At 42.8% G+C, this 20,560-nt stretch carries 17 protein-coding genes and 4 tRNA genes; 2 read left to right on the forward strand and 19 right to left on the reverse strand.

All coding sequences use genetic code 11. From position 1 onward, the window contains the following. The first annotated feature begins 2 nt into the window (after positions 1-2). Together hemY and ACE2AL_RS19160 are read left to right on the forward strand one after the other, a co-directional pair. Entirely contained in the window at positions 3-1,196 is a 1,194-nt protein-coding gene (gene hemY, locus ACE2AL_RS19155) for a protoheme IX biogenesis protein HemY (protein WP_375084326.1), read from the forward strand. Positions 1,197-1,485: 289 nt separating this feature from the next. Beyond that, the gene (locus ACE2AL_RS19160) at positions 1,486-1,713 is read left to right on the forward strand and encodes a hypothetical protein (protein WP_206083089.1); all 228 of its coding nucleotides are present in this window, start codon (positions 1,486-1,488) and stop codon (positions 1,711-1,713) included. A gap of 748 nt (positions 1,714-2,461) precedes the next feature. On the opposite strand, the gene ACE2AL_RS19165 is transcribed toward ACE2AL_RS19160, so the two are convergent. The 19 genes from ACE2AL_RS19165 to trxA form a co-directional block, all read right to left on the reverse strand. Beyond that, a tRNA-Pro gene (locus tag ACE2AL_RS19165) sits at positions 2,462-2,538 on the reverse strand. Between the two features lie 30 nt (positions 2,539-2,568). Further along, a tRNA-Leu gene (locus ACE2AL_RS19170) sits at positions 2,569-2,654 on the reverse strand. A gap of 16 nt (positions 2,655-2,670) precedes the next feature. Further along, a tRNA-His gene (locus tag ACE2AL_RS19175) sits at positions 2,671-2,746 on the reverse strand. 79 nt (positions 2,747-2,825) lie between these two features. Further along, positions 2,826-2,902 (reverse strand) — tRNA-Arg (locus tag ACE2AL_RS19180). A 167-nt stretch (positions 2,903-3,069) separates the two neighbouring features. Beyond that, on the reverse strand, positions 3,070-4,446 hold the full coding sequence (locus tag ACE2AL_RS19185) for an amino acid permease (protein ID WP_375083770.1): 1,377 nt from the start codon (positions 4,444-4,446) through the stop codon (positions 3,070-3,072). Positions 4,447-4,758: 312 nt separating this feature from the next. Continuing rightward, the gene (gene wecG, locus ACE2AL_RS19190; protein ID WP_206083085.1) at positions 4,759-5,511 is read right to left on the reverse strand and encodes a lipopolysaccharide N-acetylmannosaminouronosyltransferase; all 753 of its coding nucleotides are present in this window, start codon (positions 5,509-5,511) and stop codon (positions 4,759-4,761) included. Positions 5,512-5,520: 9 nt separating this feature from the next. Beyond that, positions 5,521-6,876 (reverse strand): ECA oligosaccharide polymerase, encoded by a 1,356-nt coding sequence (gene wzyE / locus ACE2AL_RS19195; protein ID WP_206083083.1) that lies wholly within the window; start codon positions 6,874-6,876, stop codon positions 5,521-5,523. Continuing rightward, the gene (locus tag ACE2AL_RS19200; protein WP_206083082.1) at positions 6,873-7,955 is read right to left on the reverse strand and encodes a TDP-N-acetylfucosamine:lipid II N-acetylfucosaminyltransferase; all 1,083 of its coding nucleotides are present in this window, start codon (positions 7,953-7,955) and stop codon (positions 6,873-6,875) included. The genes wzyE and ACE2AL_RS19200 overlap by 4 nt, the downstream gene beginning before the upstream one ends. Beyond that, positions 7,952-9,202: a lipid III flippase WzxE gene (gene wzxE / locus ACE2AL_RS19205; RefSeq protein ID WP_272573894.1), complete on the reverse strand. Its 1,251-nt coding sequence runs from the start codon at positions 9,200-9,202 to the stop codon at positions 7,952-7,954. The genes ACE2AL_RS19200 and wzxE overlap by 4 nt, the downstream gene beginning before the upstream one ends. Beyond that, positions 9,202-10,332 (reverse strand): dTDP-4-amino-4,6-dideoxygalactose transaminase, encoded by a 1,131-nt coding sequence (gene rffA, locus ACE2AL_RS19210; protein ID WP_206083080.1) that lies wholly within the window; start codon positions 10,330-10,332, stop codon positions 9,202-9,204. Before rffA ends, wzxE begins: the two co-directional genes overlap by 1 nt. After that, positions 10,319-11,059: a dTDP-4-amino-4,6-dideoxy-D-galactose acyltransferase gene (gene rffC / locus ACE2AL_RS19215; protein ID WP_375083771.1), complete on the reverse strand. Its 741-nt coding sequence runs from the start codon at positions 11,057-11,059 to the stop codon at positions 10,319-10,321. Before rffC ends, rffA begins: the two co-directional genes overlap by 14 nt. Continuing rightward, the gene (gene rfbA / locus ACE2AL_RS19220) at positions 11,037-11,918 is read right to left on the reverse strand and encodes a glucose-1-phosphate thymidylyltransferase RfbA (protein ID WP_206083078.1); all 882 of its coding nucleotides are present in this window, start codon (positions 11,916-11,918) and stop codon (positions 11,037-11,039) included. Before rfbA ends, rffC begins: the two co-directional genes overlap by 23 nt. 8 nt (positions 11,919-11,926) lie before the next feature. Then, positions 11,927-12,994 (reverse strand): dTDP-glucose 4,6-dehydratase, encoded by a 1,068-nt coding sequence (gene rffG, locus ACE2AL_RS19225; RefSeq protein WP_272539560.1) that lies wholly within the window; start codon positions 12,992-12,994, stop codon positions 11,927-11,929. Beyond that, positions 12,991-14,253 (reverse strand): UDP-N-acetyl-D-mannosamine dehydrogenase, encoded by a 1,263-nt coding sequence (gene wecC, locus ACE2AL_RS19230; protein WP_225820884.1) that lies wholly within the window; start codon positions 14,251-14,253, stop codon positions 12,991-12,993. The genes rffG and wecC overlap by 4 nt, the downstream gene beginning before the upstream one ends. Further along, positions 14,250-15,380 (reverse strand): non-hydrolyzing UDP-N-acetylglucosamine 2-epimerase, encoded by a 1,131-nt coding sequence (gene wecB, locus ACE2AL_RS19235; protein WP_206083074.1) that lies wholly within the window; start codon positions 15,378-15,380, stop codon positions 14,250-14,252. The genes wecC and wecB overlap by 4 nt, the downstream gene beginning before the upstream one ends. A 98-nt stretch (positions 15,381-15,478) precedes the next feature. Further along, entirely contained in the window at positions 15,479-16,537 is a 1,059-nt protein-coding gene (gene wzzE / locus ACE2AL_RS19240; RefSeq protein WP_047755910.1) for an ECA polysaccharide chain length modulation protein, read from the reverse strand. A 29-nt stretch (positions 16,538-16,566) separates the two neighbouring features. After that, positions 16,567-17,652 carry a UDP-N-acetylglucosamine--undecaprenyl-phosphate N-acetylglucosaminephosphotransferase gene (gene wecA, locus ACE2AL_RS19245; RefSeq protein ID WP_206083072.1) on the reverse strand — a complete coding sequence of 362 codons (1,086 nt, stop codon included), beginning with the start codon at positions 17,650-17,652 and terminating at the stop codon, positions 16,567-16,569. Positions 17,653-18,185: 533 nt separating this feature from the next. Continuing rightward, a complete protein-coding gene (rho, locus tag ACE2AL_RS19250) occupies positions 18,186-19,445 on the reverse strand; it encodes a transcription termination factor Rho (protein WP_206083070.1) in 1,260 nt (419 codons plus the stop codon). Positions 19,446-20,145: 700 nt separating this feature from the next. Next, positions 20,146-20,472 (reverse strand): thioredoxin TrxA, encoded by a 327-nt coding sequence (trxA, locus tag ACE2AL_RS19255; RefSeq protein ID WP_206083068.1) that lies wholly within the window; start codon positions 20,470-20,472, stop codon positions 20,146-20,148. Positions 20,473-20,560: the final 88 nt, after the last annotated feature.

Genomic DNA, 20,560 nt, shown 5'->3' on the forward strand with positions numbered 1-20,560 from the left:
TGATGATTAAAGTATTAATCCTCTTTCTAGTCCTGATTGCAGGTGTGATCTTAGGACCTCTCTTGGCAGGTCACCAAGGGTATGTCTTTATTCGTACAGATAATTATGACATCACTACCAGCGTCACGAGTTTAGTTTTAGGCTTCATCTTGCTGCAATTTGTACTGCTATTCCTTGGTTGGTGTTATCGCCGTTTTATGAGCACCACTTCACGCACGAAAGGATGGGTAAGCGGTCGTAAATACCATAAAGCCCACACTCAAACTCAAAAAGCATTGCTGAAATTAGCTGAAGGTGATTTTGAGCAAGTTGAAAAGCTGATGAGTAAGCACGCTGATTTCTCTCAGCAGCCGGTGATTAACTATTTGATGGCCGCTGAAGCGGCGCAGCAACGTGGTGATGAGTTCCGCACTCACCAGTATTTAGACCGCGCGGCTGAAGCCGCTGGTAGTGACCAACTCCCTGTCGATATTTGCCGTGTGCGTATTCAGCTTGCTGAAGGTGAAGTCCACGCTGCCCGTAATGGTATCGATAAACTAATTGATAAAGCCCCAAGGCATCCCGAAGTTCTACGCCTTGCCGAACAAGCTTACTTACGTTCAGGCGCTTACCAAGCATTAATCGAATTACTTCCCGTGATGGCAAAAGTTCAGTTTCATAATGAAGACGAGCTTGATGCATTAAAACTTAAAGCTTACAAAGGGTTAATGAACCAATGTATGGCTGAAGGTGGAAGTGATGGCCTTAAAGATTGGTGGAAATCACAACCTCGCCGTGTCCGCCATGAAACCGCACTTCAAGCCTTCTTGGCTGAACACTTGATTGAGTGTGGTGATACCAAAAGTGCAGAGAAAATGATTATTGATGGCTTAAAGCAACAATATGATGAGCGCTTACTCTTGTTAATACCAAAAGTTAACAGCGATCACCCTGAAGCTATTGAGAAAACGTTACTGCATTTGCAAAAACAAAATGGTGCCACACCTTTATTAAACAGCACACTAGGTGTTTTATCGTTACATAATGCCCAATGGGAAAAAGCAGAATCCTACTTCAAAGCAGCTTTAGCACAACGCTTTGATGTTCAAGATGCTTCATGGCTCGCCGATACCTACGATAAGCTACATAAACCAAACGAAGCCGCTAAGATCCGCCAAGAAGCCCTAATGCATTCCTTGAAACAAGAACGCACTTAGTTATTCCTCAAAATAAAAACGCCACACTCTGAAGTGGCGTTTTTATTTCGTCCTCTAACTGCCGATAAATTGACAAAAAGGGTCATTTCGCCCCACTTTGTGACTCCATTAATATCTAAAAAAGACAAATAAAGTATTATCGTCGGTATACCGCATGAAGAAATGCCTATCGCTAAAAAACATAATCAATTCATTGCAAACAAAACAAGTTCAGCTATGTCATAAAACAAACACATAGTGTATAAAACACTATATGCATTTTTGCTTTGAATGAATTTAGGAAATATATATGAATGTAGTTAAAGCTATTTGGCGCTGGATTATCGCGACACCAAACCGTTTGCAAATCTTTTTTGACCTACTTCTGTTAGTTTTATCACCTTTTGTTTTTATCATGATCATCGGCTTTAATACTGAAGACCTCAGTAAAGATATTTTCATCATTACGTTTATTATTCTTTGTTATACCTACATTACTCGCTGGCTCAGCAAATGGTTTAGCAAAGGTAAAAATTAGTCTTCCTATTTGATTTCAGCCTCTTATTCCTATAAATAAGAGGCCTACCATAAAAAATGCAAAAAAAACACCTGCACTAGGCAGGTGTAAAATACAATCAGGTCTACAGACGGATGGTGCCTCACTCAACGTTTCGCCCGTTCGTTGATGGTAAGAGGATGAGCTCTTGATCATCTAAGTTGGACAATAGGCACCGATAATCGGCTTTGCGTCATCTCTGGGTTTATGAAGCATTGCTATCATAAGAAGTGAGATGAGCATCTACATATTTAATAATGCAGGATACGTGCCAACTTTTTCCATCATCCTATTTTTTCCCCTGCTATTCCTAACGTTTCTGTATATCTTAGTTTTACGGGGTATTTTGAACCCAGAAAATTTGCACGCTCCCTTCACCTCATTTTTTTTAACCTTTAGCATGAATGAAAGCGTATTTCTTTGTCTCAATATAGAGACACCTTAACTCACTTATAAATTTAACCTTATAAATCAATAGGTAAAATGTCTCTTTTTGGCGACACAGAAGTATGGGTTTGTATAAAAATTACGACACTTATTTTTTACATAAAAAACAATGCGTTAAAGATTATGGTGTGATATAGCGAATTAATGACGTGCATGCACTCAAAAGGAACAGAAAAGAAGGGGTTTAAAAGATAGCGAGCAAGCTCGTCCAACAGTGAGTATAAAAAAATCAACATCGGGTTAAAAATGCAAAAACCCCGCTATTAAGCGGGGTTCTTTAAATTGGTCGGCGAGAGAGGATTCGAACCTCCGACCCACTGGTCCCAAACCAGTTGCGCTACCAAGCTGCGCTACTCGCCGAAATGTACTGCTTCACATCAATTTTTTTCGTGGTGCGAAAGGGGGGACTTGAACCCCCACGTCCATAGGACACTAACACCTGAAGCTAGCGCGTCTACCAATTCCGCCACCCTCGCAATGTCACAAAAAAAATGGGGTGGCTAATGGGACTCGAACCCACGACAACTGGAATCACAATCCAGGGCTCTACCAACTGAGCTATAGCCACCATAACTTCACTTTTTTCAAAGCGTTGCTATCATACTACATACAACGTCATTTTGCCAACCGTAGCGACGTGCTAAAACTGGTGCGCCCGACAGGATTCGAACCTGAGACCTCTGCCTCCGGAGGGCAGCGCTCTATCCAGCTGAGCTACGGGCGCTTAACGCCGTTGCGGGAGAGGATAGTACGGATTTATCTACCCGCTGTCTAGTCCTTTTTGAAATAAAAATATCGATTGCTTGCCTTTTATCCATTTCGCCGAGAAAGAGAGCATTTTTGCCCTCTTTTTTGCTCGACACCCATAAAAGCGCCGAGAAAATATCTTGCCTAGGCTTTTCTACTGCGGCCGTTTAACGCCTGAATTAAAAAATAAAGCAGGGAAACTGCCCCTAAAAAGAGTGCTCCGACAATTAATGACATCCGTGTATCTGGGTTTATCGCCATGCCCACTAATACACAGGCCAAAAAGAGTAACGTCGCATAGTTGACCCATGGAAATAAAATTGATTTAAACGGGTGTCCCACTAATTGTTCTTTATTTTGCTGGCGAAAACGAATTTGGCTGGTGAGCAAGACCAACCATGGTACCATCCCTGGCAAAACGCTTGCGCTGTACACGTACACAAACACTTTTTCTGGATTTGGAATAATATAATTCAAGCTAGAGCCTGCAACGAGACACAGTATTGTAAAACCAACACAACGTGCAGGAACACCGTTTTTTGTGAGCTTCAGTAGCCCGCTGGGAAGCTGCTTATTTTGCGCTAATGCGTACAACATACGACCGCCACTGTACATCCCACTATTACACCCAGACAGCGCCGCAGTGAGTACTACAAAGTTGATCACCGCTGCCGCAGAGACAATCCCCACTTTCGCAAACGTTAAGACAAATGGACTCCCTTGCTGCCCGACTTCAGTCCACGGAAATAAGGTAACAACAATAAAAATCGCGCCAACATAAAAAATCAGAATACGCCATAAAATGTTATTGATCGCTTTTTTCAGCGTGACTTGCGGATTTTTCGCTTCGCCTGCGGTGATCCCTACTAATTCAACGCCTTGATAGGAAGCCACAACGATACACAAGGCAAATAAAAAGCCTTTCCAGCCCCCAGCAAAGAAGCCACCATGTTCCGTCAGGTTAGCCAGCCCTATCGGCTCGAAGTTATTCCCAAGGCCAAAAAAAATTAACCCTAAACCAATCAGGATCATCACCACGATGGTGGTGACTTTGATCATCGCAAACCAAAACTCTAACTCGCCATACAAACGAACGGCAGCAAGGTTGGCCAATGCGACCAAAACCACGGCAACAATGGCAAATATCCACTGAGGTACATCTGGGAACCAATATTCGGCGTAAACACCGATGGCGGTAATTTCTGAGATCCCAACAGCCACCCACATAAACCAGTAACCCCATGCGGTGAGGCACCCCCAAAATGGGCCCAGATACTTATAACCAAAAGAAGCAAACGACCCAGTGACAGGCTCCAGAAACAGCATCTCACCCATGGAACGCATGATGAAGAAAACAAAAATACCCGCAATGATGTATGCGAGCAGTACGGAAGGCCCTGCCCATTTTAGCGTACTGGCTGAGCCCATAAATAGCCCAACGCCAATTGTTCCACCTAGCGCAATAAGCTCAATATGCCGAGCTTCTAACCCGCGCTGAAGTCCCTGTTGTGGATTCCCCATAAATACCCCTGTCATCAATTATTATCGTTAAACCACAGCGTGAATTGGAACGAAATTAGTCATAATTACTGTAATTTATTAAAAACAGCCGACTTGTCGACTGAAAAGCATGTCATAGACCCAAATTATAGAGAAAAACCATGATCTACATTTATTTTTGATGAATTATAGAAATATTTGAGGAAAGAGACCAGCGAATACGCCACTGAGTGATTTTACAATCAGCAAGGAAAGATAAAAAATCTAATAAGTAAACAAAAATAAAGCGGGAAAAATCCCGCTTTATCAATACATTATTACTCGGAAATAAACTTACAGCTTACCGCCATAATAGTAGCCTAAAAACTTCAGTAATTTAAACTGACGAGTAATACGTGAAGGTTGTGATAATAAGCGATATAGCCATTCTAAGCCTAAGTTTTGCCACACTTTCGGAGCACGCTTCACGTGACCTGTAAAAACATCGTAAGTCCCGCCAACACCCATATACAGTGCGTCTGGATGAATAACGCGACAATCACGCATAAAGAGTTCTTGCTTTGGTGACCCCATCGCGACTGTGACAATTTTAGCGCCACTCGCATGAATGCGTTCAAACAAAGCACCACGGTCTTCGGCGGTAAAATAGCCATTTTGCGAACCAACAATGTTCACATTCCACTGAGCGCGCAGTTTACTTTCGGTTTGTTCGAGGATTTCTGGCTTACCACCGACTAAGAATACAGGCGTACCTTCGCGCCCAGCTCTTTCCATCAGTCCTTCCCACAAATCTGCACCTGCAACACGGGAAACCTGAGCTTCTGGGTATTTACGGCGAATGGCGCGCACAATGCTGATCCCGTCTGCGTACAGATATTCAGCTTGGCCTAATAAGGTATTTAACGCGGTGTCTTTCTCCGCAATCATCACTTTTTCCGCATTAATCGCGACCAAAGTACCCGTTTTGGTTTCACCATTCGCAAACAAATAATTCAAAAAGTGGGCCATATCTTTGAAGCCCCAAATATTATGTCCACGAATCGAATACTGAGGAACAGATGAAGATTGAGTTGATGACGGTTCCATGATGCTTCCTTAACGACTTTCACGTTGTTGGCTTCTTAAAAAAGAAGCTGTTTTTGTGCGGATAAGCCCCGCACTTTCAAATAACCAATACAGGAGTTTTGCTAGAATCAGGCATAACCCAAAAATTAAGCAGAAAAAAACCACCCGTGAGACAAAAGAATCGACGCCTTCACGCGCTAATACGATAATGTTAAAAATCGCACCGAAGCAAAATGCCTGCATAATCGCGGCTTTATAGCGGTTTGGCTCTTGCAAACTCATGCCATAAATCCAGTCAAACCACTTAATGATCAACCCCACCGCGATTGCACCGAGCGGAATGAAAATCACCCCACCCATCACCACTAATGAACCAATCAAAGTCGGTGAAATGGCTAATCCAGAATGGTTATTCAGCACTTCCCAAGTGAAGTAGTTCGCTGAGTTTAGTACGGTATCTGGTCGCTCTGGCCATACCCACGATGGGATAAACACATAAAAATCACGAATAATCGGTGCAAGTCCTTGGAAATCCATCTCATCATAATGGCTGAGTAATAAAGCGAGGTTTTCCCATGGCGAGAACGTATCTCGAGTCAGGTATAAGAAAGTGTAATACGCCTCGGAGCCGCTCACATCCAAGCCATAGCGTTTTAATGCCAGCCAGAACATCCCAACAATACTGGCGACACCTGCCGCACCCAGCATCCACAGAGTGATCCACCCCCTGACGATACCGATAAATAAAAATAGTGCGAAAGCGATGATGATATTCGCCCTTGTCCCACCCACAATAACATAGGTTAAAAAACCAAAAGCTACGGTGCTGACAAGGAAGAAAATCCAGCGTTTTTGTGTTGGTCGCAGAAAATACACAATCAGCATGGCAGGAATAAAGAAGTAGAAAAACCGCTTCAATGCGACCCCTGAAACTTGGCTGGAGAAAATTTGGCTGTAGGATTTCAGCTTGAATAGTAAAAAACCGTTCTGCATGAAGAAAATACCTACCGTCACTACCGCAATAGCGATTAATAACATGCAAGTGAGATTGGTTTCGACTTTGTTCATACTAAACAGCGCACGCCGTGAAGTCTCCACTTTGCGCGATAGCCGCGTTTTATAAGCCACGTAATAAATGGCATAAAAACTGGTCGCCGCAAGCTGCGCATACAAGAGATAATCAGCTGTCACAACCGCCACATCAAACTGGAACACTAAGGCGCAGGTTAACGGAAAACCAAAATAAAATGTCAATAAATACAACATTGAAAAGAAAATGTTGAAGTTAAAGCGAACACGTAAAAACTCTTTATAGAGCAAAGTGCCAATAAAGATGATTGATATCAGGTAGACCAACGCTAAGCCACCTAACTCCATTAGCGTCATGCTCGCCCCTCCGCGATACTGAGAATGGTTTTCCACCCCTCAGTAAAGTTTGGAGCAAAAAATTCGATATTAGCTTTATCCAACAAAGCCATTTGACGTTGCGCTTCATCCACCAGCGAGGTCGTCAATTCATCACCATAAAAAAATACAGGCACGTTTTGTGCCGTTAAATCCTGCCAAAACGTATTTTGGCGGCTGATCACAAATGGGATGCCGAATTGAATTAATAAACAAACCGTCCCAACACCTTGCTGGCGATTAAAAATGAAATAGCCGAGATCGCAGGTCTTCAACACGTTAAGATAATCACTGAATTCCATACGCTCTTTAAGGATTTCTACCTGGCCCGCTGCAAATTGGCTATTTGCCGCGTCTTCCACGTGTTGAATATAAACGTGGTTGTTCGCAGGATACCCCATTGGGATAATCACGCGAGCCTTATCACCAAACTGCTGTTTAATCGCAATCAGAGCCTCTACATGGCGATTAGAGCGATCACCTGAGTTACCGAGCAAGATAGTCAATTGCTCGCCTTCACGTGGCTTACGTTCGCTTATCGTTAAAGCAGGATCCATCCGTGTTGGAAAATACAGCACTGAAGCAGGCACTTTCGGGTTCGACTGGTGGAAATAACATAAATCGCCACGCGTCGCACAAACATGCCCAACTTTTTTTTGCGCTAAGCGGCGTAAAACATAAAACAGTTTAAATTTCAGTGAATTGGATTCTTCGTACAGGTCCGCACCCCAGATATGCCACCAAAATTGGTGAGGTTTGATTTGGCCAAATAACAGTGCCAGCCAAATCGGTGCATTAAATTGCCCATGGAAGAAGAAACGGGTACGGCGATCTGCTTTCGCCCGCTTGATCACACTATTTGCAATGGCTTTTTTACTCTCAAAAATATCAATTTCGAGCTGCGGATAAGCGTCAGCAAGCCGCGCATCATCGCTTACGACCATAAAATGCAATTTTTGTGACGGCGCCATTTCCTGGCTAATTACGCTATTAAAAAACGTCAAAACCGTCTGATTATGGTGTGGGAGGTTCGATCCCAGTACATGTATTAAGGTTGTCATGCTCGCCTACGGTAAATCAAAAATACGCAACAACATAAAATAAAGTATACGATATAAGTAGCCATATAGGCCTGTGTCGCACCAACTGCGCCATGCTCAGGAATAAGCCAGTGAGCAAAACCCATCAGCAACACAAATTGACTCACTTCTGTCAGAACATAAAAACGCAATGCGGCTTTGGCTATCACCAAATAACCAAACACATATGCGCCAACTTTCAGGACATCCCCCACCAATTGCCAAGCAAAAAGGTCTCTCATTCCTGTAAACTTCTCAGAAAATAGCAGCCAAATGGCAAAATCACGCAGGAGCCAAACCATAAAACTGGCAACCGCGACAGCGGGTAAGACAAATTTTAATGCTTTGATAATTTCAGATGAAATTTCGCTTTTATGCTGTAAACGGGAAAGTGTTGGCAGCAAATACACTGAAAATGATGCGGTAATAAACTGCAAGTAAGCATCTGAAATGGTGCTAACCCCCGCCCATAACCCGACATCATCCCAACTATAACGCTCCGCCAATAGATTTCGCATCATGATATAAGCAACAGGTAATGTCACTGACGTTAATAACGCCATAACAGTGAATTTACCTAAATGCGTTGCAATGGCTTTGTCCCACGCGGGTTTAAGCATTGACAGTGCAAATTGTTTACGGCGAATAATCATCAAGCCTGCGGGCAGGACAACTAAGGCTGGTACAAGGGCTAAGCCTGCAAGCGCACCTTCATATCCTCCCAAGGTATAGCACAAATAATAGGCAACAACACCCACTAAGCTCCCTAAAATGATAGCTTGAGCGTTACCCGATGCGTCTCGATAACCTTTTAGGATGGCTAAAAAATAGTTTGCGTAGGCTATCCCCATCTGAATAAAAGCCACAGCATAAATCACAGAGGCGTAATCAGGACTATCAAATAATACCTGACTAATAGCACCACTGAATAATAAGAAAACAATGGCTAACAGCGTTGAAAAGCCGAGGATTAGCGTTGATGATGTCCCTAAAACAGCACGAAGCTTGACGGGGTCTTGATGGTGCTCTGCCACATACTTTGTGACACCATTGAAAATCCCCGCACCAGACAATACACCCAGAACGGTGATCAATTGGCGGAAGTTCCCCGCCAACCCAACACCGCTCGGGCCAAATGCAATCGCCAGTAATTTAACGATAAGCAGGCCTGCCCCGATTTTAATCAGGGTAGACCCAGCAGTCCAAACAGAGGCTCTAGCTAACGACATTAGGCAAAGAACGCCTTAATCTGTTCGATAACTGTTTGTTGTTCTGCATCCGTCATGTTGTAGAACATCGGCAAACGCACCAGTCGGTCACTTTCTTTCGTAGTGTATTTGTCTTCACCATGGAAGCGACCAAACTCCAGCCCCGCAGGACTTGTGTGTAGTGCAACGTAGTGGAACACAGTTAAAATGCCGTGAGATTTCATAAACTCATTGAATTCAGTACGTTCTTCCACATCCTTCAATTTGATGTAGAACATATGGGCGTTGTGCACTAAACCTTCAGGCACAGTCGCTAATACTAAACGGCCTGCATCCGCCAGCGGTTGCAGCGCTTCGTAGTAACGTTTCCATAGCAATAAACGGCGTTCGTTGATTTTGTCTGCTTCTTCCAATTGAGCCCACAGGTAAGCCGCTTGTAAATCAGACAACAGGTAGCTTGAACCGATATCACGCCATGTGTATTTATCCACTTGTCCGCGGAAGAATTGGCTACGGTTTGTCCCTTTTTCACGGATCACTTCAGCACGGCTGATTAAGTCTTTATCGTTGATTAACGTCGCGCCACCTTCCCCACCGGAAGAGTAGTTTTTGGTTTCATGAAAACTGTAACAACCAATGTGGCCAATTGTCCCTAAAGCCTTGCCTTTATAGGTTGACATCACGCCTTGTGCCGCATCTTCAATGACGAATAGGTCATGTTTTTTGGCAATATCCATGATGGTGTCCATTTCACAGGCAACCCCTGCGTAGTGAACAGGCACAATCGCACGCGTACGCTCAGTAATCGCCGCTTCGATTTTCGTTTCATCAATATTCATCGTATCTGGACGGATATCAACGAACACAATTTTCGCGCCGCGCAGAACAAATGCGTTTGAGGTTGATACAAAGGTAAAGCTCGGCATGATCACTTCATCGCCAGGCTTAATATCAATCAGGATTGCCGCCATTTCTAATGACGCGGTGCAAGATGGTGTTAACTGCACTTTTGGGCAATTAAAACGTTTTTCCATCCACTCTTCACAACGTTTTGTGAAACCACCATCACCACACAGCTTGCCACTTTCCATGGCTTGTCTCATATACTCTAATTCAGTGCCTACAACGGGTGGTTTATTAAATGGAATCATGTTGTCCCCTGTATAACCAATAGGCGGTACTGGCAATCGCCGCACCGCTACGTGAATAAAGATTTAATGCCGCAACATTGCTGATTTGGGTGGCAACATTTAACTGTCTTTTTTGGTGTTGCACACACCAGTCGAATGCCGCAGACATTAACTTGCGACCTATTCCTCGCCCTTGCGCTTCAGGCACTTTCGCTAAAAGCCCGATGCGTGCAGTATCATCATCAATATGGCGCAAACTCACAAAACCTAAAATGCGGTCAGAGGCGTCTTTGACTAATAAGCAAGTATGGTCAAACGTACCAAGCACGGCTTTTTCTATCCACAACGCGTAAAACCGCCCGCTGTCCCCTTCACGATACCAAGGCGCGCGAAAACGGCTATTACTAAAGACAGAGGCAGCTGCTTGTTGCAGTAAAGGGACGTCATCCACTTGCGCCGCAACGATGCTATCTGCCACCGTTAACCCCGCCTTTAGATAAGCATTTTCTGTGCCAATAGTGAGGGCAAAATCAATTTCACCTTCGACAAATGCAAACCCCATACTGGTTAAGTCATCAATCAATAACGTTTCAGATGCTGCAACCTTGGCTTGGATGATATCGTACGCATCCATTTGATAAGCAAGGACAGTTTCGAGGTTCTGCCCCGAGAAATTTAATTTTGCGGTTGAGCGATGAAAGAAGTCGCTCTCCCACTGCAAACCATCAATACTGGCGCGGACGGACACGGAGTAAATCCTCTAAATATTGCCCATAACCGGTTTTCTTCAGTTGCTGCGCGGAAGCTGCGACTTGTTCGTCGGTTAGCCAACCATTACGCCATGCGATTTCTTCTAAGCAGGCAACTTTAAAACCTTGTCGTTTTTCAACGGTTTGTACAAATGTACCTGCCTCAATCAAGCTGTCGTGGGTGCCCGTATCCAACCAAGCAAAACCACGGCCAAGCAGTTCAACATTTAACTGCCCGCGCTCTAAATACATTTGATTGATAGACGTAATTTCTAATTCACCGCGTTCAGATGGCTTGACTTGCTTAGCAAATTCAACCACTTGAGAGTCGTAGAAATATAACCCTGTTACCGCCCAGTTTGATTTCGGTTTTGTCGGTTTTTCTTCGATAGATAACGCTTTAAAATTATCATCAAACTCCACCACACCAAAGCGCTCTGGGTCCATGACTTGGTAGCCGAATACCGTTGCCCCATGTGAGCGTTCTGCGACTGATTTCAGTTTCGGGCTAAACGAATGACCAAAGAAAATGTTATCCCCTAAGACTAAACAACAGCTATCACCATTGATAAATTCTTCACCAATAATAAAGGCTTGTGCTAATCCATCTGGTGATGGCTGCTCTGCATAACTCAGTTCAATACCAAACTCATGTCCATCCCCCAATAGGCGCTTGAACATCGGTAAATCATCGGGAGTCGAAATAATTAAAATTTCGCGAATACCCGCTAACATCAAGACAGAAAGCGGGTAATAAATCATTGGCTTATCATAGATAGGCAATAATTGTTTAGAAATACCACGGGTAATTGGGTGTAAACGCGTTCCCGATCCCCCCGCTAAAATAATACCTTTCATGGTTTCACCTAATTGCCAAGGCCTAAGCGTTCACCTGCGTAGGAGCCATCTTGTACACGACGCCACCAAGTTTCGTTATTCAAATACCACAACACTGTTTTGCGAATACCAGACTCGAAAGTTTCTTCAGGTTTCCAGCCCAATTCACGCTCAATTTTTGCTGCATCAATAGCATAGCGCATGTCGTGACCAGGTCTGTCTTTCACATAAGTAATTAAATCGCGGTAATGTGCTACACCTTGTGGTTTTTGCGGATGCAACTCTTCCAGCAGCTCACAAATGGTTTCAACAACTTCAATATTACGGCGTTCGTTATGCCCACCGATATTGTACGTTGTGCCTGGCTGCGCCGTTGTTGCCACCAAATGTAAAGCGCGTGCATGATCTTCCACAAACAACCAATCACGAATTTGCTCACCTTTGCCATACACTGGCAGTGGTTTGCCCGCTAAGGCGTTTAAAATAATTAAGGGGATCAATTTCTCAGGGAAATGATATGGCCCATAATTATTTGAGCAGTTGGTGATCATCGTTGGCAAACCATAAGTTCTTTGCCACGCACGCACCAAATGGTCGCTAGATGCTTTAGAGGCAGAGTATGGACTGCTTGGCGCATAAGGTGTTGTTTCTGTGAAGAAACCTTCAGGACCATCCAAATCACCGTATACTTCGTCTGTCGAGATGTGGTGGAAACGGAATGCCGCTTTTTTCCCTTCATCTAACGCAGACCAATAATGACGCGCGGCTTCTAACAGTGTGTAAGTACCCACAATGTTGGTTTCAATAAAAGCGGCAGGACCGTCAATAGAACGGTCCACGTGGCTTTCCGCCGCCAGATGCATAACAGCATCGGGTTGATATTGAGCAAAAACGTGGTCAAGTGCTTGTCGGTCGCAGATATTCACTTGCTCAAACGCATAGCGTTCACTGCTCGCGACAGGCGCGAGGGATTCAAGGTTGCCTGCATAAGTCAGGCAATCAATCACAATCGCACTGTCGTTCGTATTCTCAATAATATGACGCACCACTGCGGAGCCAATAAACCCCGCACCTCCAGTGATTAGAATGCGTTTCAACGCCAGACTCCTTTTGTATCCACAACCCATTTTTGTGGGATTGCTGAACCTTGAATGCCTTTAAAAACATTGTGGTCAACTAACATTAGGATCACATCCGCTTCATTCACCGCTTTTTCAATTGAAACTAATTCAGAAATGCCTTTCAGCGATGTTGGTAATTCTTCGATATGTGGCTCAACCGCATAAGTTTTACCTGGGTTCCAGTTCGCCACCATTTTAGTGATATGCATTGCTGGGCTTTCACGTAAATCATCAATATTCGGTTTAAACGAAAGGCCAAAACACGCAATCGTCACTTCGCTGGCTTTCTTGCCTGTTTCCACTAAGCAATCCGCAACAGCTGCTTTTACTTGATCAACGACCCAAATTGGCTTGCCGTCATTCACTAAACGTGCGGTGTGGATTAAACGTGATTGTTTCGGATTTTGAGCAACAATGAACCATGGGTCAACGGCAATACAGTGACCACCAACACCAGGGCCTGGTTGTAAAATATTCACGCGCGGGTGGCGGTTTGCTAGGCTGATCAGCTCCCACACATTGATATCTTGCTCTGCACAAATTAATGACAATTCGTTCGCAAATGCGATATTAACATCACGGAAGCTGTTTTCCGTTAATTTGCACATTTCTGCGGTTCTTGAATTGGTGATCACGCATTCCCCTTCAAGGAAAATGTTGTATAACTCACTCGCTCGCAGTGAAGACTTCGGTGTCATGCCGCCCACAACACGGTCATTTTTAATTAATTCGACCATCACTTGCCCTGGCAATACACGCTCTGGGCAGTAAGCAACATCAATATCCGCTTCTTCACCCGCTTGATGTGGAAACGTTAAATCTGGGCGAGCTTCCGCCATCCACTGTGCCATTTGCTCCGTTGTACCTACTGGAGAAGTAGACTCAAGGATCACTAAATCACCTTTTTTCAGCACAGGCGCAATCGACTCTGCCGCAGAACGGACATAAGCTAAATCGGGTTCGTGATCACCTTTAAATGGTGTTGGAACAGCAATCAAATAAGCATCGGCAGGCTGTGGCTTTGTAAAAGCTTTCAAATGGCCTTCTTCAACGGCTTTCTTCACCACGATATCAAGTTCAGGTTCCACGATGTGGATTTTCCCTTGATTAATAGTATCCACCGCATGTTGGTTAACATCCACACCGACAACCTGTTTTTTACGTGATGCGAAGGCTGCTGCTGTTGGTAAACCGATATAACCAAGGCCAATAACAGAAATAGTTTCAAAACTCATAATTTCACCTGATTACTTTTTAATGCTGTAAGAATACGCTGACAAGCATGACCATCCCCATACGGGTTATGTGCGCGGCTCATTTCATGATATTCCGCATCATCTGTCAGTAACCGATTAACTTCGTTAACAATTTTTTGTGTATCTGTTCCCACAAGACGAACTGTACCTGCGTCAACGGCTTCAGGTCGCTCAGTGGTATCTCTCATGACTAAAACGGGTTTACCGAGAGAAGGCGCTTCTTCTTGAATTCCCCCTGAATCAGTCAAAATCAAGTAGGCATGATTCATTAAGTAGACAAATGGAAGATATTCTTGAGGGCTAATTAAAATAATATTATCAATATTATGCAAAATACGTTTTACAGGCTCACTCACATTTGGATTCAGATGCACAGGATAAACAACTTGTACATCTGGGTGAGCCTGAGCAATGTCAGCCAATGCGTGGCAAATACGCTCAAAACCGCCACCAAAACTTTCTCGGCGGTGGCCTGTCACTAAAATCATTTTCTTATTAGGGTCAATAAATGGGTAGTTTGCACCCAACTTTTCCATCATGTGCTGGTCGCTCATGACTTTATCTCGCACCCATAACAGCGCATCAATCACGCTATTGCCAGTCACAAAAATGTGGCTATCAGGGATCGATTCTTTTAATAAATTTTGGCGTGAGTTTTCTGTTGGGGCGAAGTGATACATCGCTAAGTGCCCCGCAATTTTGCGGTTAGCTTCTTCAGGCCATGGCGAATAAAGATTCCCCGTACGTAACCCTGCCTCAACATGCCCAACAGGAATACGATGGTAAAAGGCAGCGAGGCTCGTTGCCATAGTAGTTGCAGTGTCGCCATGAACAAGAACAACATCAGGCTGGAAATCGGCAAAAACACTTTTCAGCCCTTCAAGAATACGACAGGTAATATCCGTTAAGTCTTGCCCTGGTTTCATAATGTTGAGATCGTAATCGGGTGTGATCTCAAATAATTTCAGTACTTGATCAAGCATTTCACGATGTTGTGCAGTGACACAAACTTTTGCTTCAAAATCAGCATCGTTCGCCAGTGCATGAACTAACGGCGCCATCTTGATGGCTTCTGGTCGAGTGCCGAATACAGTCAATACTTTCACGATGACTCTCTTATATTTATCTTTTGCAGTGTGCTGCTTATTTAAGCTTAATGACTTTATCAAGCCACTGATAAATGTGTCAGTGGCTTATCCCAAAATCAAGATGGACGGCGGCGAGAAAGTACCACTCCGGCACCCACTAATAACCCTATAGCGCCCCATAGAACCATCATAAAAGCTCGACGTGGGCTATCACGTTTGACAGGATCTTCAGGCGTACGCAAATAACGGTAAGCTTGAAAATTATCTTGGAGAGTAGGCCCAACGCTTAATGTTGATAACATTGCGATATTTTGGTCATAATCTGAGTCATGATCTGGGCCCGTTGCTTTTAATGTTTCAATTTGTGCCTGTAATAATGGGGCACCTAACATAAACATTTTAGAATCAGGGATTTCATCGACTGGTGTTGCGCTTTGATTACGCACAATACCTTGTTTTTCAGCAACTTTTAGTGCTTGTTCCAACGCGTTTAATCGTCTTTCATAAGCGGCGGTTGCCACCATGTCTTCACGTTTAACCAACGCTTTCATTGATTGCATTTTAGTTGCCCAAGTGCCTTTAATTTCATCATTCAGATTCGCGGTTGCACGTTGATTCGCAAATTGCGTGTATTGGCGTAACAACTGGTTTGCGTCTGTTGATGTTTCAGCCACTAATTTAATACTATCCGTTAGATTTTTCACTTCATCAGCGGGTGTAAACTCAATATCATTGATGAGCTCATCCAATAATGCAGCATCCGCTTTTGGATCATTTTCTAACCGTTGCTTGTAATAATCTGTGCTCAACCAAAATTGGCGGCGGGTATCGTAAGAGCCGAGTTGCTTAGTAAACTCTTGATAAGCTTCTTTTGCAATTGTCGGCAATTGCCCTTCTTGCCCAGTACTATTAATACGGGAATCGAGGTTGCGCAGAAACTGTTGCTGAGAGTAATAACTTCCCAAATTATTTACAGTTGGTAAATCCGTAATCGCTGTCGCACTCCATTTGGGCTGCATAAAATAGGATGCTCCCAATGCAATTGCCGCAAAAATCACGGCAAATGCAACGATCCAAACTTTTCCTTGCCACAAGGAGCGGCATAAACCGCGGATATCCAACTCTGGCTCTATTGGTGTTTGATGCTGACTCGGTTGTGTTTCTGAGTTATTCACTGCACAGAACCTCTATTTTCGTTTTTTCGTTACCGTACTGCACCCCTGCGCGCTTTGCGTCGAACTCGTTTAATAAAACGGGCGACTTTCCAAGCTCGTTTGATGCAATAACCATACATCATAAATACAAGCAAAAATAATGCCAACATTACCCATTCTGGTACAAATGCTAAGCGTTCACCGATAATACCAATGCAAGCTAAAAATGCGGCTGACAACGTAATCAGAACAAAAGCCCCTTTTGGTGTAAAACCTGAGCGCATAATCAAATGATGAATGTGCTGACGGTCTGGAGAAAACGGACTCATTCCCTTACGGATTCGACGATACATAATTGCAACCATATCCATCAGAGGGATTGCGATAATCCATAGTGCCGTAACTGGGTTGATTGGGTGAACCTCTTCCTGTGTTGAAGCCACCAAAATCCAAATAATCGTAAACCCAATTAAAGTACTTCCCGCATCCCCCATAAAGACTTTAAATCGACGGCCTAATACACCTAAATTTAAAAGGATATAAGGAAGAATAGCTGCAATAAAAGCAAAACACCAAAATGCTAATGCATAGTTACCATTTTGATACAGTAAGAAACCTAGTGCTCCAAAGGAAACAGAAGAAAGCCCACCAAGTAACCCATCAATACCATCCACCATATTAAAGGCATTTATCGCCGCCCATACTGCAAATAAAGTGACAATATAACCAAACGGACCCAATACTAATTCCCACGGGCCAAAAGCATGACCCAATGATTCCAGTTTAAGCCCTGCAGCTGTCATCATAACGACCGCGACAATCGCCTGAACCCCTGCTCTTAACTTCACGCTAATATCAAATCGGTCATCTAATGCACCGATAAAAACCAATAACCCAGCACTCGCAATGTATAACCACTTATGAGGGATATATTCCTCTGTGATATAAAATGCAAAACAGATCCCAAAGAAAACGGATATTCCCCCAACAAGAGGAATAAGCCCTACGTGTTTCTTTCTGAAGTTAGGCTTATCAACTAACCCGATTTTTATCGCAACGATACGGGCGAAGAAAATAAAAACTAACGAAAACAAGAAGACGTAGAAGAGGTTGGTTACAAAGTGTATGGTGTCCACTGTTTGACTCTCTTAATATTTTTATTTAACTATCAATACTAAACTTTTATTGGCGAATGCCGATAAAAATGCAATCGCTACTGCATTATCATCTCAGTAATAAAATCTACTATAAGACGAATCTATATTCATAAAGAGATAACTGTAACATTATTAAAAAACACACTTTATTCGTGTTGCTCATTCAATAATGGAATCTGACACATTTTATACTTAATAGCTGCAAGATGCATGCCATAAAAGCAATACACTGAAATAGTGTTAATCAATTAGTAGCCTTCACGACACCCCACATCTTTTAATAAACCAAAAAACTAATTTCAGTCAAAATAGTAAACCCGATAAACAGCATTGAATTACTCCAACAATACTTATTATCAATACTCTCATCTTAAAATTAGATACTAATCTATCAAATTAATATGAGTGATGGATTTTCAAAAAGATTTTAATTCAAATATATCATGATGTGATATACGCACAAAAAAAGGTGCCATGTAGGCACCTTTCGTTGAAGCTAGAAACTAAAACAACTAAGCTCTCTTCATAAAATCAAAGAACTCTTCGTTAGTTTTTGCCATTGCGAGCTTACTAATGAGGAATTCCATCGCATCAATCTCACCCATTGGATGAATAATTTTACGTAGGATCCACATTTTTTGCAGTTCGTCTTGTGAAGTAAGTAATTCTTCTTTACGCGTACCAGAACGATTGTAATCAATCGCTGGGAATACACGTTTTTCCGCAATTTTACGAGAAAGGTGCAGTTCCATATTACCTGTACCTTTAAACTCCTCGTAAATAACTTCATCCATTTTCGAACCTGTATCAACCAGTGCAGTTGCAATGATTGTCAGGCTTCCACCTTCTTCGACATTACGGGCAGCACCGAAGAAACGTTTAGGACGATGTAAGGCGTTTGCGTCCACACCACCTGTTAAAACTTTACCAGATGAAGGAACCACGGTGTTATACGCACGAGCAAGACGTGTAATGGAGTCGAGTAAGATAATGACGTCTTTTTTATGTTCAACCAGACGTTTTGCTTTCTCGATAACCATTTCAGCCACTTGAACGTGACGCGCAGCTGGCTCATCAAAAGTAGAAGCGATAACTTCACCTTTAACTAAGCGCTGCATTTCTGTTACTTCTTCAGGACGCTCATCGATCAACAGAACCATCAGAACGCAATCTGGATAATTGTGTGCAATGTTAGCGGCAATATTTTGCAGCAACATCGTTTTACCTGCTTTTGGCGGAGCAACAATCAGCCCACGTTGACCACGGCCAATTGGTGCAGCTAAGTCTAAAACTCGCGCCGTTAAATCTTCTGTTGAACCGTTACCACGTTCCATGCGAAGACGACTATTTGCATGTAATGGTGTTAAGTTTTCGAAAAGGATTTTACTACGTGCGTTTTCAGGTTTGTCGAAGTTAACTTCATTGACTTTCAGGAGAGCAAAATAACGTTCGCCTTCTTTAGGAGGTCGAATTTTTCCTGAAATGGTGTCACCTGTACGTAGGTTAAAACGGCGGATTTGGCTAGGAGAAACATAGATATCATCGGGACCTGCGAGGTAAGAACTGTCTGCGGAACGGAGGAAACCAAATCCATCCTGCAATATTTCCAGTACGCCATCGCCGAAAATATCTTCACCACTTTTCGCATGCTGCTTCAAAATGGAAAAAATAATATCCTGCTTTCTCATACGGGCTAAGTTCTCTAGCCCCATATTTTCGCCTAACGTAATCAATTCTGATACTGGCGTATTTTTTAATTCGGTAAGATTCATAATGGTGGGTTCTTTAACTCGGGGTAATTCTCGAACTATGAACGTTAATTGACGGCAACTTATTTATTAAGTGCCAGTTTAACTTAACTGCCCTGTTGGTAGCCAACTCAATAAAGCCAACAACAATGCATAAAAATTTGTGCTAGCCACTGCTAAATCTGTTTTAACATATGACCATAGCTCATCTGAACGATGTTTGGCATATTATTAGAAACACACACAACATTAGCAATAGTTTTTTGTACATTTAGGACAACATCTATCCCAAGATCGCAAATTTAGGTTCAGCTTCGCATTTAAAAACACATTCCCTGCACACTAAATTTTTCCCGATACGTTTTTACATCCGAAGACTTAACAACGTCTTATGTCATACTACTGCTTATGCACTATCTTTAAGGTATATGAAAAATTCATGTGAAACAACAATATTGAATCTAGCGGGTGCTTAACTCAATGTCTATGTTCTCAGTTTTCATATTTAAAATCATTGTGCCATTAGTTTTGATAATCAAAAATCATTAAAATACTGAACTAACTAGCTTGATATATAAGATAAGAGCAATGGAATACAGAGTAATTCATACGGGTGCTACACGAGGAATAGTGATAACTTATCATGCTTAGATGAGGACGTCTAGCGACTCTCTTGATAAAATAGATACGCCGCTAAACGTTTTAGATCACATATAACGATAACTTACAGATTTTCGTCTAGAAATTCTTTCAGTTGCGTTTTAGATAATGCACCAACTTTTGTCGCTGCTACACTACCATTTTTGAATAATAATAATGTCGGGATACCACGAATTCCGTATTTTGGAGCAGTAGCCGGATTATCATCAATATTCAGTTTTGCGATGGTCAATTTGCCTGTATATTCTTCAGCAACTTCATCAAGAATAGGCGCGATCATTTTACAAGGACCACACCATGCTGCCCAGAAATCGACGAGAACAGGTGAATTTGATTTCAGAACTGCAGTTTCAAAGCTTGCATCAGTTATATGTATAATTTTGTCGCTCATGTTGTACTCCAAAGAATCATCTTTTTGCAGACTTAGTGTAACATTATTGGCAGCAGTATGCTTTATTTCAAAAGATACACTTTCGTAA

The sequence above is a fragment of the Providencia xihuensis genome (assembly GCF_041953405.1).
Lineage (GTDB): Bacteria > Pseudomonadota > Gammaproteobacteria > Enterobacterales > Enterobacteriaceae > Providencia > Providencia vermicola.